This window comes from Hymenobacter segetis (genome assembly GCF_054776495.1).
In genome coordinates, this window is the sequence record NZ_BAAHBV010000001.1 from 339,595 (window position 1) to 354,925 (window position 15,331).

14 protein-coding genes and 1 other RNA gene are annotated in these 15,331 nt (G+C 62.2%); 5 read left to right on the forward strand and 10 right to left on the reverse strand.

What is annotated here, in order from left to right:
• Positions 1-108: 108 nt before the first annotated feature.
• The 8 genes from ACYU70_RS01490 to ffs form a co-directional block, all read right to left on the reverse strand.
• Positions 109-1,611, reverse strand: a complete 1,503-nt coding sequence (locus ACYU70_RS01490) for a DUF6056 family protein (protein ID WP_342295790.1) — start codon at positions 1,609-1,611, stop codon at positions 109-111.
• A gap of 6 nt (positions 1,612-1,617) precedes the next feature.
• On the reverse strand, positions 1,618-2,676 hold the full coding sequence (locus ACYU70_RS01495; protein WP_342295792.1) for a Gfo/Idh/MocA family protein: 1,059 nt from the start codon (positions 2,674-2,676) through the stop codon (positions 1,618-1,620).
• Between the two features lie 9 nt (positions 2,677-2,685).
• Positions 2,686-3,795, reverse strand: a complete 1,110-nt coding sequence (locus tag ACYU70_RS01500; protein ID WP_342295794.1) for a DegT/DnrJ/EryC1/StrS family aminotransferase — start codon at positions 3,793-3,795, stop codon at positions 2,686-2,688.
• Between the two features lie 85 nt (positions 3,796-3,880).
• Positions 3,881-4,777 carry a glycosyltransferase gene (locus ACYU70_RS01505; RefSeq protein ID WP_342295796.1) on the reverse strand — a complete coding sequence of 299 codons (897 nt, stop codon included), beginning with the start codon at positions 4,775-4,777 and terminating at the stop codon, positions 3,881-3,883.
• Between the two features lie 31 nt (positions 4,778-4,808).
• A complete protein-coding gene (locus ACYU70_RS01510) occupies positions 4,809-5,495 on the reverse strand; it encodes a cell division ATP-binding protein FtsE (RefSeq protein WP_342295797.1) in 687 nt (228 codons plus the stop codon).
• A 4-nt stretch (positions 5,496-5,499) separates the two neighbouring features.
• Positions 5,500-5,703 (reverse strand): fructose-6-phosphate aldolase, encoded by a 204-nt coding sequence (locus ACYU70_RS01515; RefSeq protein WP_208174678.1) that lies wholly within the window; start codon positions 5,701-5,703, stop codon positions 5,500-5,502.
• Positions 5,704-5,786: 83 nt separating this feature from the next.
• On the reverse strand, positions 5,787-6,443 hold the full coding sequence (gene fsa / locus ACYU70_RS01520; protein ID WP_342295800.1) for a fructose-6-phosphate aldolase: 657 nt from the start codon (positions 6,441-6,443) through the stop codon (positions 5,787-5,789).
• 94 nt (positions 6,444-6,537) lie between these two features.
• Positions 6,538-6,635: signal recognition particle sRNA small type (gene ffs / locus ACYU70_RS01525), an RNA gene on the reverse strand.
• Positions 6,636-6,911: 276 nt separating this feature from the next.
• Between ffs and guaA the strand changes: the two genes are divergently transcribed.
• The 3 genes from guaA to ACYU70_RS01540 all read left to right on the forward strand — a co-directional run bounded on the left by guaA (position 6,912) and on the right by ACYU70_RS01540 (position 9,558).
• The gene (gene guaA, locus ACYU70_RS01530) at positions 6,912-8,447 is read left to right on the forward strand and encodes a glutamine-hydrolyzing GMP synthase (RefSeq protein ID WP_342295801.1); all 1,536 of its coding nucleotides are present in this window, start codon (positions 6,912-6,914) and stop codon (positions 8,445-8,447) included.
• Positions 8,448-8,628: 181 nt separating this feature from the next.
• Positions 8,629-9,324 carry a type 1 glutamine amidotransferase gene (locus ACYU70_RS01535; RefSeq protein WP_342295802.1) on the forward strand — a complete coding sequence of 232 codons (696 nt, stop codon included), beginning with the start codon at positions 8,629-8,631 and terminating at the stop codon, positions 9,322-9,324.
• Between the two features lie 18 nt (positions 9,325-9,342).
• On the forward strand, positions 9,343-9,558 hold the full coding sequence (locus ACYU70_RS01540; protein WP_460615871.1) for a hypothetical protein: 216 nt from the start codon (positions 9,343-9,345) through the stop codon (positions 9,556-9,558).
• Here ACYU70_RS01540 and dgt read toward each other — a convergent pair.
• Together dgt and ACYU70_RS01550 are read right to left on the reverse strand one after the other, a co-directional pair.
• The gene (gene dgt, locus ACYU70_RS01545; protein WP_342295803.1) at positions 9,555-10,934 is read right to left on the reverse strand and encodes a dGTP triphosphohydrolase; all 1,380 of its coding nucleotides are present in this window, start codon (positions 10,932-10,934) and stop codon (positions 9,555-9,557) included. The genes ACYU70_RS01540 and dgt overlap by 4 nt on opposite strands.
• 122 nt (positions 10,935-11,056) lie before the next feature.
• Positions 11,057-14,068 carry a M1 family metallopeptidase gene (locus ACYU70_RS01550; protein ID WP_342295805.1) on the reverse strand — a complete coding sequence of 1,004 codons (3,012 nt, stop codon included), beginning with the start codon at positions 14,066-14,068 and terminating at the stop codon, positions 11,057-11,059.
• A 206-nt stretch (positions 14,069-14,274) separates the two neighbouring features.
• Between ACYU70_RS01550 and ACYU70_RS01555 the strand changes: the two genes are divergently transcribed.
• Both ACYU70_RS01555 and ACYU70_RS01560 read left to right on the forward strand, forming a co-directional pair.
• On the forward strand, positions 14,275-14,703 hold the full coding sequence (locus ACYU70_RS01555) for a DUF1810 domain-containing protein (RefSeq protein ID WP_342295807.1): 429 nt from the start codon (positions 14,275-14,277) through the stop codon (positions 14,701-14,703).
• A gap of 77 nt (positions 14,704-14,780) precedes the next feature.
• Entirely contained in the window at positions 14,781-15,296 is a 516-nt protein-coding gene (locus ACYU70_RS01560; RefSeq protein WP_342295809.1) for an SdpI family protein, read from the forward strand.
• Positions 15,297-15,331 lie beyond the last annotated feature (35 nt).

Sequence of the window (15,331 nt, forward strand, 5' to 3'; positions counted from 1 at the left end):
ATATTTATTTTAGAGAGTTACCGCAGGTCGTAAATCTGCTCAATTATCCTCACCACTTTCAGGACTCACAGGGAAGCTGCGTTGCGGCACTATAACTCCTGTTGTGGGTTAATGAACGTTCACATCAAAGCCATCCAGGTAGGGCGTGCTCACGCGCAGCGAATCCACCTGGTACCAGTCGGCCACGGCGCGGTTGAGGTGGGAAGCGGGATTGGTTCCCAGCGGCTCGCCCAGCACCAGGATGTGGTGTGGCAGCAGGTTCTGGAAACCTTCGACCACCACCGTGCGCTGCCCCCGGGCCCGCGCCGCCCGGATGGTGGCGGCGCGGGCCTCGTTTTGGGCTTTCCAGGAGGCCGCGTTTTCCAGCCACTCCCGCCACGCGTTGCGCTCGGTGCCGCCGCTGGCCAGCAGCACCACGTACAGCAGCGCGGGTAACCGGAGCGAAGCCAGCCAGTGCCGCCGCCGGGCCTGCGCCGGGCTCAGCTGGTCGGGCAGCGCGGCCCACAAGGCCACCAGCCAGCCGCTCAGCAGCCAAAACCACAGGAAATTGAGCGAGCGCACGGCCGGGTAGCCCTGCCAGGTCCGGCTCAGCAGCAGCAAGGCGGCAAACAAGCCGGCCAGCACTATCCCCAAACTCCAGGCCAGCGGCAGGCGTAGCGCGGCGGGCCGCCAGTGCCGGGTGCGGTAGCCCAGCCGCGCCAGCAGCAGAGGGGCCACCACCAGCGCCGTGAGTTGCCGGGGCTCGGTCAGGAACATGACCGTGACCGCCACGGCCCGCCCGATGACGTGCACGATGCCCGGCGACGCGGACTTGGTCTCGTAGGCCATGCGGGCGAAGTTGCCGGGGGCCAGCACGGCTACCGCGCCGGCCCCGGCCGTGAGGAGCAGGAGGGCCAGCCAGGCCCGCCGGCTGCCGGTCGTGCCGCGCCGCCAGGTTGCGGCCGTGAGCACGGCCAGCAGCCACAGCAGCAGCAGCAGCGCCAGCTCATTAGAGCCCGCCACGCCCACCGCCGCCATGCCTGCCACACCATACCACGCCGCCCGTCCCAGGGCAGTGGGGGCCCGCCCTGCCCGCAGCACCGCCACCGGCACCAATACAAACAGCAGCGTAGCCACCTGATACGTGACGGTACTGGCAAACCAATAAAACCCGGAATTCACGCTGGGCATGGTGTACAGCTGCCCCTGCAGCCACGCGCCCGACCACGCCAGCGCCGCGCCCCAGCCCAGGCGCGCGGCCGTGAGAGTGCGCAAGGCCAGCGCCTGCACCCCCGCTGTGGCCCCAAACAACGCCAGCGCAAACCAGCGCACGCCCGCTTCCCAGCCATAGGTGAGCGGATTGAGGGCGGTGAGCCACAGCCCGGCGGTGTAGCGGCCGGTCCAGGTGGTGTAGAGGTGGCGCAGGGCGGGCAGCGCGCCCCGGTCGCGGGCCAAGGCCGCATTGCCATAGTCGTCCCAAAACGGCTGGTTGTACCCGCACAGCGCCAGATACGGCAGCAGGAGTACCGCCAAGGTCAGAAACACCACTGCCGGCTTGTGGGCCAGTAGCCAGCGCAGGCCCGCTCGCATCCTTGGGCTGATGGTATAATCGGAGTAGCGGGCGGAAGGCATAAGTGCTTAGTGAGCGCGGGAAATACTACCGGGGCCGGCTGGCCGCAGCGCGTAAATCCGCTCAATTATCTCCACCACTTTCAGGCCTTCCAGCGCATTGGTGGTGGCGAAGCTGCGGCGCTGCACGGTATCCACCACGTTTTCGATGACCTGGACGTGGTTGGCGGCCGAGCCCTGGAAAGGGCCGTAGTCGTTGGCGGGGCTGGTGGGGGGCAGCGTGGGCAGCTGGTAGTTTTCGAGGTGGCAATACTCCACCTTGTCCATGTACTGGCCCGCGATGCGCAGGCTGCCGCGCTCGGCCACAACGGTAAGGGAGCTTTCGAGATTGCGGTCCCACACGGCGGTGCTGTAGCTGAGGGTGCCGCTGCCGCCGCGCAGCAGGTCAAAGGTGACGAGGCCGCTGTCCTCAAAATCCGTCAGTCCTTCGTGGGTGAAGTCGCGGAACCGGGCCGAAATGTTGGTGATATCGCCAAACACCCAGTACAGTAAATCAACGAAATGACTGAATTGGGTGAACAGCGTGCCGCCGTCCAGCGCCTGCGTGCCCTTCCAGCCACCGGGCTTGTAGTAGCGCGCATCACGGTTCCAGAAGCAGTTCAGCTGCACCAGAAACACCTGGCCCAGGCGGCCTTCGTCGTACACCTGTTTCAGCCAGGCCGCCGGGGGCGAGTACCGGTTTTGCATCACGCCAAATACCAGCTTGCCCGTTTGCAAGGCCGTGTGCACGATGGTTTCGGCATCGGCCTTGTGCAGGGCAATGGGCTTTTCGATGACGACGTGCAGGCCGTGGCGCAGGCCGGCCACCGCCTGCGGGGCGTGCAGGCCGTTGGGCGTGGCCACGGTAAGCACGTCGGCGGCGGGGCCGGTTTGCAGGTATTCGTCCAGCGAAGCGAAGAACGGCACGTCCGGAAACTCGGCTGCAAGGTCGGGCTGGAGGGCGGCGCGCACATCAATCAGGGCCGCCAGCGCAGCACCCTCGTGGCGTGAAACCAGCGCCGCGTGGCGGCGGCCGATGTGGCCCACGCCGCAAATGGCAAAACGAACTTCAGGGGTAGAGTTGCTCACGAAACCGAATTAATTCCCAAAGAAAGCCCCAACGCGCCCGATGACGTATTCCTGCTGCTCCACCGTCAGCAGCGGATGAATGGGCAGCGATAGCACCGCCTCGCACAGCCGCTCCGCCACCGGAAACTGCCCCGCCCGGTAGCCTAGGTAGGCATACGCCGCCTGCGCATGCACCGGCAGCGGGTAGTAAATCATGGTCGGCACCCCGCACTTCTGGAGAAACAATTGCAGCTCATCGCGCCGGCCAGCTTCCTCCACCTGAATGGTGTACTGATGGAAAACGTGACTGCTGCGCTGGTCGCGGGTCGGGATGATGATGCCGGGCACAGCGGCCAGCGCCGCATCGTAGCGGGCGGCTACGGCCTGGCGGGCGGCCGTGTTGGCGGGCAGTTGCCGCAGCTTCACCCGCAGCAGGGCAGCTTGCAGGGTGTCGAGGCGGGAGTTGAGGCCGATGTGCTGGTGGTGGTATTTGCGGCTCTGGCCGTGGTTGGCGAGCTGGTGGAGCAGGGCCGCGCGGGCCGCATCGCGGGTGAGGAGCGCGCCGCCGTCGCCCAGGCCGCCCAGGTTTTTGGAGGGGAAAAAGGACGTGGTACCGATTTCACCCACCGCGCCGGCAAAAGCCGTTTCGTCGTTTTGGAACTGAAACGTTGCGCCAATGGCTTGGGCATTATCTTCAATCAGGGCCACGCCGTGGCGGGTGGATATCGTGCGCAAGGCCTCCAAGTCAGCACATTGGCCGAATAGATGAACGGCCACGATAGCGCCGGTGCGTGGCGTAATGGCCGCTTCCACCGCAGTCGGGTCAATGTTGAACGTATCAGGCAGCGAATCAACCAGCACTGGTTTCAAGCCCAGTAAAGCGGCGGCTTCCAGCGTGGCCACGTAGGTGAAGGCGGGGATGATGATTTCGGCCCCGGCCGGCAGTTCCAGGCTCATTAGGGCCAGGGTGAGGGCATCGGTGCCGTTGGCGCAGGGGATGATGTGCGCACCACCCAGGTACTCGCCCAGCTCGGCCGCGAACTGGCCCACGGCCGGCCCCTGGATGAAAGCCGCCGTATCCAGCACCTCCCGCATGGCCTCGTTCAAAGCCGGTTGCAGGGCCGCGTGTTCGGTCGCCAAATCGAGTAACTGAATAGGAGAGGGCGGGGCGGGAAGAATCAAAACAGAGCCAGAAAAAGAGGGTCGCCAAAGATACCGACCAAACTCAGGCCAACTCCCGCAGCAGCCAGTAGAGTTTCAGCAAATCGAGAAGTGGCAGGCGCGGCGCGGCCGAGAGCAGCTGGCGGCGCAACCCCGGCACCGCCGCGCCCAGCGTGGCCCGGGCCGCCGGGGCCAGCCCCAGCCGGCGCAGGCGCAGGGCCATTTGCAGCAGGCGCGAATCGGTGCCCAAACCATCCTGGCGGTACACCTGGGCCAAGTTGCGCACGGCCTGCTCACTTTTTTTTAGGAACACGGCGGCCGGCTCCAGCCCATCGTGCAGCACGGGGTTATCGAGATGTAGAATGGCGACCCGAGCCGCCGCCAACTCCACGCCGAATTTGGTATCCTCGTGGCCGTAGCCGGTCAGGCGCTCATCGAGCGGAAACCGCCGGAAAATATCGGCCCGAATCAACGCATTATTAATGGTAAGCTGGCCGTAGGGCGCGGCCTGGCGCACGGCAGCGGGCCGGGCTTCGCGGGCCTGGCCGTAGTGCCAGCGCAGGTATAAGGTGGGGTCGGCGGGTGGCGCGCTTTCGTAGCCGGTGCCGCCGATAAGCACGGCGGCGCGCCCCAGCGCAATGGTGTAGCGGGCCAGGAACTGATTGTCGGGCAGCAGGCTGTCGTTGTCCAGCAGCAGTAGCCACTCGTGCTGCGCGACGGCGGCCAGCTGGTTGCGGATGGCGGCGCGGCCCACATTCTGCGGCAGTTCGCGGTAGTTCACGCCGGGCAGGTTGCCCAATGGCCGGTTAAGCCGGCGGAATTCCTCACTGGAAAAATCATCCAGCAGCAGAATTTCTACCGGGCCGGGCCAGTCGGAAATCTGGGTGAGCAGCGAATGAATTAATTCCCTGACGGCGCGATTAAAAACCGGAATTAAAACGGATAAGCCGGCTGCTGCCATCGGTAAAATAATTCAGCTTGGTGGCTAAAAACTAAGCGCTAAAACGGCGGGCCGAATCCAGCAATTCGCCGTCTTTGCACGTCAGCACACGGTGCGGGTATTGCTCAATTAACTGGAAGTTGTGCGTAGCCATCAGAATAGCCGTGCCCGCATTATTAATCTCGCCGAACAGCTGCATGATGCTAGCCGAAACGTCTGGGTCGAGGTTGCCGGTGGGCTCATCGGCCAGGAGCAGCACGGGCTCGTTCAGCATTGCGCGGGCTATTACTACGCGCTGCTGCTCGCCGCCCGAGAGGCGGTGCGGCATCCGGTTGGCCGCGCCGCTCAGGCCCACGCGCACCAGCACGTCCGAGATGCGCTGCTGCTTCTGCGACTTGCCCTTCCAGCCCGTGGCGTTGAGCACGAACATGAGGTTTTCGGCCACCGTACGGTCGCTCAATAGCTGGAAATCCTGAAACACGATGCCCAGCTTGCGGCGCAGATACGGCACTTTGCTGGCGGGTAGTTTCGGCAGCGAAAAGCCCGCCACCGTGCCCATGCCGCTTTGCAGCGGCAGGTCGGCATACAGCGTTTTCAGCAGGGATGATTTGCCCGAGCCGGTGCGGCCCACGAGGTAGCAGAATTCGCCTTTTTCGAGAGCAAAACTCACGCCCTGTAATACGGCCTGTTGCTCCTGCATTATCGTGGCGTCGTGCAGCTCAATAACGTTCTCGGTCATACAGTTACAAACTCAACGGACGCAATTTGCCAAACTCCAGCCCCGAAATCACGGCGGCCAACTCCGTTTCCTTGCCTTCGAGGCCGTAGCGGTGCAGGTCCTTCAGCGGCCGGTCGGCCCGGAAATAGGCAATGAGCACAAAGGCTTCGTCCCGCAATTGAATGTAGTCGGGAATTTTGGCCTTGCCTTTTACTTTGATGATGTACATGGTGTGTAGCGCATGCTTTAGCTTGCGCGTTTGGATGGCCGATAATCTTCAACCGGGCGCAAGCTAAAGCATGCGCTACAACACTACGAATTTACCTTCTTGTGGTCGGCCAGGAACGTTGCCAAACCCTTGTCCGTGAGCGGGTGGTTCAGCAGCGCCATAATAACGTTGAGCGGGCAGGTCACCACATCGGCCCCGATTTCGGCGCACTGAATGAGGTGCGGCACGTGACGCACTGACGCGGCCAGCACCTCCGTGGGGTAGCCGTAGTTGCTGAAAATCTGCACAATCTGCTCCACCAGCTGCAGGCCATCGTGGCCAATATCGTCCAAACGACCCACAAAAGGGGAGACGTAAGTTGCGCCGGCTTTGGCGGCCAGCAGGGCCTGGCCGGCGGTGAAAATCAGCGTGCAGTTGGTCTTGATGCCTTTGTCGGAGAAGTACTTGATGGCTTTTACTCCGTCCTTAATCATGGGCACTTTCACCACGATGTTGGGGTGCAACTCGGCTAACTCCTCGCCTTCGCGGATGATGCCGTCGAAATCGGTGGCAATGACTTCGGCCGACACGTCGCCGTCCACCAACTCGCAGATTTGGCGGTAGTGGGCCATCACGTTGTCGATGCCGCGGATGCCTTCCTTGGCCATGAGCGAAGGGTTGGTAGTCACGCCGTCGAGGACGCCCAGCTCCACGGCTTCGCGGATTTCGGCCAGATTGGCGGTGTCGATGAAGAATTTCATGCGGTTGGGGAGTAAAAAAGTCGGCCCCAAAGCTACTCATTCGCCCGCCAAAATTGCGGAACAGAGCAGCGCCGGGGCCGACCAGAAAGGGCAAAAAAAAGCAAGCCAAAATCGCACCGCTACAACCACCTACCCTTGCTACCTTCCGGTCCTGGGGGAGTTCAGCGGGAGCTGGTCGTTCTGACTTGCCGATGCAAAGATAGGCAGGAAAGCGCCCGAACGACAACTCCCCTCCTTAAAAAAGGAGGGGACGCTGCCGCCCTGCGGCAGCTGGGGTGGTTGTACTCGTTGAACGACTGATGTATGAGCCGTGAAAAATTATTGAAAAAACTACTGCGGCTGGCTTTCTGCCATCGTTCAACCATCGTTCAACGGACACAACCACCCCAGCTGCCGCAATGCGGCAGCGTCCCCTCCTTTTTTAAGGAGGGGAGTTTTATCGTTCTATCTGCTCCCTACCTTTGCACCATGGAACGACTTATCATCCTTGATTTCGGCTCGCAGTACACGCAATTGATAGCCCGACGCATTCGCGAATTGCATGTGTTCTGCGAAATTCACCCCTACACCCACGCCCCGAACCTCGTCCTCAGTGATGATATTCGGGGCGTTATTCTTTCCGGCTCGCCGTGCTCGGTACGCGATGCGGATTCGCCCAACCCCGACCTGAGCCACATCCTGGGCCGGGTGCCGGTGCTGGGCGTGTGCTACGGCGCGCAGCTGCTGGCCCAGCAGGGCGGGGGCGAGGTGACGCCCGCCACCATCCGCGAGTATGGCCGGGCGCGGCTGTCGTCGCTGGATGTCGCATCGCCGCTATTGGCCGAAATGCACCTGGAATCGCAGGTCTGGATGTCGCACGGCGACACCATTGAGCGCCTGCCGGCCGGTTACAACATCATCGCCAGCACGCCGGAAGTGGCGGTGGCCGCCTTCAAAATTGAAGGCCAGGACACGTATGGCATCCAGTTTCACCCCGAGGTGACGCACTCGACGGAGGGCAAGCTGCTGCTGCGCAACTTCGTAGTCGACATCTGCCAGTGCGCCCAGACCTGGACGCCCGACCACTTCGTGGATTCGGCCGTGACGGCCCTGCAAAACACCATCGGTCCGGATGACCAAGTGATTCTCGGCCTTTCGGGCGGGGTGGATAGCAGCGTGGCGGCGCTGCTGCTGCACCGTGCTATCGGCCCGCGTTTGCACGGCATTTTCGTGGACAACGGCCTGCTGCGGAAGGATGAGTTTGCCAACGTGCTCAAAGCCTACGAAGGCCTCGGGCTGAACGTGACCGGCGTGAACGCCGCGCCGGAATTCTACGCCGCGCTGGCGGGCATCAGCGACCCGGAGGGCAAGCGAAAAGCCATTGGCCGCACGTTTATTGAGGTGTTTGACCGCGAGGCGCACAAGGTGCAGGGAGCCGCGTGGCTGGCCCAGGGCACGATTTATCCCGATGTAATTGAGTCGGTGTCGGTACACGGCTCGTCGGTGACCATCAAAAGCCACCACAACGTGGGCGGCCTGCCCGATGACATGAACCTGAAAATTGTGGAGCCGCTGCGCATGCTCTTCAAGGATGAGGTGCGGGAGGTAGGTGCCGCTCTGGGCCTACCCGCCGACATTCTCAACCGCCACCCCTTCCCCGGTCCCGGCCTGGGCATCCGCATCCTCGGCGACATCACGCCCGAGCGGGTGCAGCTGCTCCAGCGCGCCGATGACGTATTCATCAGCCTGCTCAAAAAGCACGACCTCTACAGCCATGTGTGGCAGGCAGGTGCCATGCTGCTGCCAATCCAGAGCGTGGGCGTGATGGGCGACGAGCGTACCTACGAGCAAGTGGTGGCCCTGCGCGCCGTGACCAGCGTGGACGGCATGACGGCCGACTGGGCGCACTTGCCTTATGAGTTTCTGGCCGAGGTGAGCAATAAAATCATCAACCAAGTGCGGGGGATTAACCGCGTGGTGTATGACATTTCGAGCAAGCCGCCGGCGACGATTGAGTGGGAGTAAACGCTCTTCCTGAATTTAAAAGAACGTCATGCTGAGCGCAGTCGAAGCATCTCTCCCGCAATAGCAAATCCTTTCGATTGGATTGCTTGCGCGGTAGAGATGCTTCAGCTGCGCTCAGCATGACGTTCTGATTTATTACCCAAAATCGACAGAAATTATGCGCTTCCACTGCCTCCAACACATGCCTGCCGAGGGCCCCGGCCACGCGGCCGACTGGCTGGCGGCGCACGGCCACTCACTCACGTTCACCAAGCTATTCGAGCCCAACCCGGCATTCCCGGCGCTGGCTGATTTCGATGGGCTGCTAATTCTGGGCGGGGCCATGAGCGTGCACGATGAGGACAAGCTGCCGTGGTTGCGCGCGGAGAAGGCGTTTATCCGTGAAGCGCTGCGGGCGGGGAAGATTACGCTGGCTATTTGCCTGGGGGCGCAACTGGTGGCCGAGGCGCTGGGCGGCGAGGTGCGGCCCAACCACGCGCCGGAAATCGGATTCTGGACGGTGCGGTTTTCGGCGAAGTCACTGGAGCACCCGCTGCTGCGCGGGTGGCCCGAAAAGGCAGCCATGCTGCACTGGCATGTGGATACGTTTACGGTGCCGCCGGGGGCCTTGCGGGTGGGGATGTCGGCGGCTACGGCTACGCAGGGCTTTGTGTGGGGCGATGGGGTGATTGGCCTGCAGTTTCACCCTGAGATGACGGTGCCGATGGTGGAGCAGCTTATGGCTGATGAAGACCACGAGCAGGCCGAGGAGCAGGAATTTGTGCAAACGGCGGAGCAGATTCGGGCCAAACTGAAATCAGTGTGGAAAGGGCGCAAGCTGCTGGAGTCGCTGCTGGAGAATCTGGTGGCGCTGCATGAGGGGGAAATAAATTCATAACCCAGAAAGCCGGTAAAAATGAACTCTCATTTCTTGCTTTTGGGCGGGCTTATTCTCTTTCTGGCCTTCTGTGCTTGGTTGACTTGGCCGGGGCACAAACCTGCTCCCGGGCAGATGCGCTGGAAATTTGCCTTAAAATGGGGTTGGTTTATGCTCACGCTGATATGCATCATTTTATTGATGCTCCTCTTTGTGATGCACTTGATTCAATATCCTTACGACGCCACCTACTAAAACCCCTTCGGCAGCTCAATCCCCTTAATCGTCTTGTATAAACTCAGCGCGTTCTGGTCGGTCATGCCGGCCACGAAATCGGTGAGCAGGAGTATTTTCTCGTAGGGTGAGACGTGGGCCTGGTGGCCTTCGGCGCGGAATTGCTCGGGGAGTAGCAGGAGCAGCTTACGGCTGCGGTGGCCTTGGCTTTTATCAAATACGGCGCAGAGGAAGGCATCGAGCAGGCCGCCGAGGACTTCGAAGCCAGCGGCTTCAATTTCGAGGACCGGGCGACTGCGGTAGAGCTGGTTGATGCTCAGGCGCTGCACTTCCTGCAAATCGGCCCAGCAGCTGAGTTCTTTGATGAGGGACTGGTCGTACTCGCCGCGCAGGATGGCGGGGGCGTGGTGGGCGAAGAGGGCGGCCAGCTCGTTCACCAGCTTGCCGATGAGGCGGGCACGGACGTAGCCCAGCTCCTCGCGCCAGTCGTGCCACTGCACGCTGCCGACGCGGCCGGCGGGGTCGTTGAGCATGCGTTTGAGCAGCGGCAGGCCGGTTTCGGGCGCGATGAGGCCGAGCTTGAGGCCGTCCTCGAAGTCGATGATGCGGTAGCAGAGGTCGTCGGCAGCTTCGACGAGGAAGGCCAGCGGGTGGCGGTGGTAGAAACCAGCGGCGGCATCTTTGGGCAGCAGGCCCAGTTCGGCGGCGACGTGCTGAAAGCGGGCGCCTTCGGTCTGGAAATGGCCGTATTTCTTTTCGGAAGCCCCGCCCACTTTGGCGGCCTCGGACACCAGGCTGGGCTTGGGATATTTGGTGAACGCGCCCAGCGTGGCGTAGGTGAGGCCCAGGCCGGCGGTGCCGGTGCTGTGCGCCGCGTAGGTGTGCGTGAGGATGCGAAAACCGGCCGCGTTGCCCTCAAAATGCTGCAAGTCGGCGATTTCGGCGGCGCTGAGCTGCGCCAGATACGGCGCGGCGGCGGAGCTGAGGAAGTAGCTGCTGATGGCGTCCTCGCCGGAGTGGCCGAAGGGCGGGTTGCCGATGTCGTGGGCCAGGCAGGCGGCGGCCACGATGTCGCCGCAGTCCTGGTCGAGGTTGGGCAATTGGGCCGCTAGTTCGGCATCAGCTTCCATTAAGTGGCGGGCGGCGAGGCGGCCCAGCGAGCGGCCCACCACGGCGGTTTCGAGCGAGTGGGTGAGGCGGGTGTGCACGAAATCGGTTTCGGGCAGGGGCATCACCTGGGTTTTGCGCTGCAAGCGCCGGAACGCGGAACTGAACACCACGCGGTCGTAGTCCTGCACGAAGGCCCCGCGTACGGGGGCGGCGCTGGCGGGCGGCAGCTGCTGGTCGGGGAAGCGGCGCTGCGAGAGCAGGCGGGGCCAAAGCATAGAAGCGGGCATGGAGTGCGTAGGGAAAAGAATGTTATTCTGTCATCCTGAGCGCAGCGAAGGACCTTATCACGCCAGAACAAGCCGCTCAAACGTGACAAGGTCCTTCGCTGCGCTCAGGATGACAATAATAATTACCGCGCCAGCTGCTCATCGAGCTGCCGGAAGGGGTTGAGCGTGTTCAGATTCAGGACAAACCGGATGCGGTCGGTGAAATCCTGGCGGCTGGCGGGGAAGCCGTTGGCGTACTGCGAGCCGGCCACGGGCAGGTAGAAGCTGAAGATATCGCGCACCACGGGCACCACCAGGCCGGCATCATAATAGAGGCGCTGGGCGGTGCGGGTGGTCGATTCGCTGGTGCGGAAATAGTCGTGGGTGGCCCCGAAATCGGCGAAGACGGCGAGGCGCGTGACCGGCAAATCGGCTTGCAGGTTGAGGGTGCTGAGCCACTTGGTATCGGCCACGGGCAGGAAGCCTTTGAAGGCGCCGTCGCGGTCGTCGGTCTGGTGGAGCTGGGCCGTGACGCCGTGCGATATCTGCTGGCGGTCGAGGAAGGCGGTTTGACGGCGGTAGTCGGGGCTGCCGCTCAGGCCGAGCACGAACTCGGGGCTGCTGGGCTGCTGTAGAAACCGGCCGCCGAACAGGCGCACCTGCACTTTGCGGCTGGGTGAGTAGAAACGGAAATAGCTGGTGCTGGCCCGTAGCAGCAAGGCCTGGCGGTTGTTGGCATCGTCGGCGCTGCTGGCAATCATGCGGTTCAAATCCACGGCGGCGCTCCAGCCTTGCAGGCCGTTGGCGTGGCTCACGCGGTAGTCCACGGCCTGAAACACACCGGTCCGGTTGCGGTCTTCATCGGCCACAATGGTGTTGGCCACGGTGAGGCGCTGCTGCGGGGCCGCGCCCGGCGCGTGGGGCCACGCAAAGCTCACACTCGGCTCATATTTAACGTAGCGCTCGAAACGCTGCACGCTCATGGCAATAGTTGCCTGCCGCGAGAAGTGCTGCGGCAGCACGTTGAGCTGGATTTGACCGATGCCATTCAGCTCATTCCGGCTGAAGCTGTACATGGGCATGGCCAGGTATTGCAGGCGCTTGGGGGCCAGCGGGCTATTATAGAACGCCGCGCCAAGCATGAATTTATCGGAGGTATTGGCCCCTAACACTGGCAGCCAGCTGATGGTGGCCTTGTCCCAGCGCTCCACGCTGGCCAGCGGCCGCAGGCGAATGGGGGTGAAGCGCGAAGGATGGTCGGCCACAGTGAGGCGGTCGTTGCGGCGGTTGAGTTCGGGCGTGACGTAGTTGGCATCCACCACGAGGGCGGCCACGTTGGCGCGCTTGAAGTTGAGCTGGCTGGTGGCTTCCTCCTCGGCGTTGGGGTCGGTGTTGCCGAAGGGCGTGGTCCAGAGCGTTTCGAGCACCTTGCCATTGGCATCGACGGACGATACCGGCACGGCCCAAGGCGTGGGCGAATCGGTGCGAACCAGCACCTTCACCAAGTCGTTGAAGCTGGCCAGGGTCTGCAAATCCGCATCGTAGTGCTGGGTATTGGTCATCATTCCCTGGAAAAACCAGCCCAGCTTCTGGCCCGTGCTTTCCTCAAACACCATCTGCATATCCTCGGGGTAGGGGTGCTTGAACTGCCACCGCTCGTAGTAGAGGTGCATGGCGGCATCGAACTTCTCCTGGCCCAGGTAGCCCGCCAGGTACTTCAGGAGCGAGCCCGTTTTCTGGTACACCACAATGCCGTAGTTCAGCGTGGTATAATCGGCCGAGGAGGGGCCCTGCACCGGCTGGTCGAGCCCCCGGCTGGCCAGGGCTTGGTAGGGCACTTGGTCGAAAGCCGACCGGGGCAGCTTCTCAAGGCCGAAGGTGCGGGCGATGCGCGGGCTCTGGGCAAAGCCCATGAAGCCGCCGGGCTTCACCGTGTCGAGCTCGCTCACGCGGCCTTCCACGTAGGTGTTCACGCCCTCGTCCATCCACGGGAAATCCCGCTCATTCGAGCCCAAAATGCCATAAAACCAGTTGTGGCCCACCTCGTGCACAATGGCGCTGGGCATGGTTACGGTCACCATCGGGTACTCCATGCCGCTGCCGGCACTCAGAGCACCATCCACGGCCGTGGCGGCCGAGTAGGGGTACTCTCCCACCCATTTCGAGTAATAGGTGAGGGCGTCGTTCACGTCCTGGAGGCCCTTTATCCACTTCGTGGCCTCTTTGTTGGTGAAGAGAACCCACGAGGTGACGGTGCGACCCGAGGGTAGCATCACGCCGCTTTTCAGCACGTTGAAGCGCTTATCGGCAAACCAGGCAAAGTCGTGGATGCGGTCCTGCTTGTAGCGCAGGGTTTTGGTGGTGGCGTCGGAAGCCGGGAATTTCAGGTCGGTGCCGAAATCCTGGGCGGTTTTCTTGGCGGCGGCGGTGGCGGCCAGGGCGTCCATGCGGGCGCGCTCGTCGGGGTTTTGCAGCTCGCCGGTGGCCCCCACGGTGTAGTTGGTGGGCAGGGTAATGGTGACGTCGAACGAGCCGAATTCGGAGTAGAATTCGCCCTGGTCGAGGTAGGGGATGGGGTGCCAACCGCGCCGGTCCAGCACCGCCGGCTTGGGGTACCACTGCGTAATCTGGTAGCTCTGCCCCACGTGCCCAAACCGCGAAAACGACGCCGGAATCTTCACCCGAAACGGCGTGCTAATGGTTGCGCTGGCCCCCACCGCCAGCGGCTGCGGCAGCACCAGCTTGGCAATGTCGGCGTTTTTGGGGTCGAATTCGAGCTTGGCCGCTTGGCCATTCACCTTGAAATCGAGCCCGTCGATAAAGCCCCGCCCCTCAGCTGGCGCAAATTGATACGTGCGCTTGCCGTCGCGCAATTGCTGCTTCGCAAAAGCCGTGGAGTTGTCCTTGTAAGCATTCGGCCACAGGTGAAACCAGATGAAGGTGAGGGCCTGTGGCGAGTGGTTGATATAAGTCAGTTCCTCGCGCCCGGTGAGGAAGTTGGTCTTGTCATCGAGCGTTACATCGATGGAATAATTGACTTCCTGCTGGAAATAAGGGCCGGCCACTTTGGACGGCGTGGGCTTGGGTGTGTGGCGCTGGGCCAGGGCCAGGCCGGGCAGCAGGGCCAGCAGGCCGACGAGTATGCGTTTGGTCATGCTTCAATGAGGGCTTGGGAGTAGCGTTGTGCCCTTGGGACGAAGCTACGGCGCGGCTGCTGACTGACCGCGCCAGCCGGTTTGCAAGTCGCTGCTTGGCTGATGCGAGCGCATGTATCGTAGAAGTAACCTATGGCGCGGCCAAGCGAAGTGGCCACCCCGCTGCTCAAACCATATTTATCCTGGGCACAGCCAATTAGCTTCCTATGAAAGACAACTTGGACCGATTCACCGACGCGCAGGACCGCAACTACCGTGATGCACTGGCCGAAATACGCAACGGCCACAAACGGACTCACTGGATGTGGTACGTTTTTCCCCAAATCCAAGGGCTGGGTAACAGCGAATGGGCGCAGTTCTACGCTCTAGTCGATGCTCAGGAAGCGAGGGATTACTTGTCGCATCCCGTTTTGGGTGCCCGGCTGCTGGAAATATGCCAGGTGCTACTTGGGCTGGCATCCAGTGATGCCCACGCTATTTTCGGCAGCCCGGATGACCTGAAGCTGAAGTCTTCGATGACGCTGTTTGCGTCGTTGGGTGCCAGCCCGGTTTTTCAGCAGGTGCTGGATAAGTTTTATGGCGGGGTTCAGGATGAAAAAACGCTGCGTATCCTGGCCGCATCGGCCAATTCCTGAACACCTTTGGTAATGAAAAGCTGACTGCCGCGATAAATGCTTCAGGAAGAAAAGGCAGGTCAGTTTATAGCCAAAGAATGGAAGCAAGACCGAAAATTGACGTGCCCCCAACTCCGGCAGATAAGGCTGCAGAGTTGCTCGCTTGGGGGGCGCTGGCCCTGCTTTGGGGCTTCACCGTCTGGAGTTTTTTCCACCTGCCCAATACGATTCCCATTCATTTCGACGCGGCCGGCGTGCCCGACCACTACGGCAAAAAAGACAGCATCCTGATGCTGCCGCTGGTGGCCACGGGGCTTTTTGCGGCGATGACGGCCATTGTAACGGCCTTCAGCAAATTCCCCCACGCCCTGAATTACCCTGTCACCATCACGCCCGCCAATGCGCTGGGTCAGTACCGCGCCGCCATCCGGATGGCCCGGGGCTTGAGAATCGGAATGGTGCTGATGTTTCTGCTGCTCGTGTTTCAAACCGCCCAAACTGCCACCGGCCGGGCCGATTCCCTGGGGGCGTGGACGCTGCCTGTCACGCTGGGGTTGCTGGTGGGGCTGCCGGGCCTGTGCTATTGGATTACCGTAGCCAGCGCACACAAGTAATGTGGAGACGAATTATTGCGTCTCGTCGCTGAACG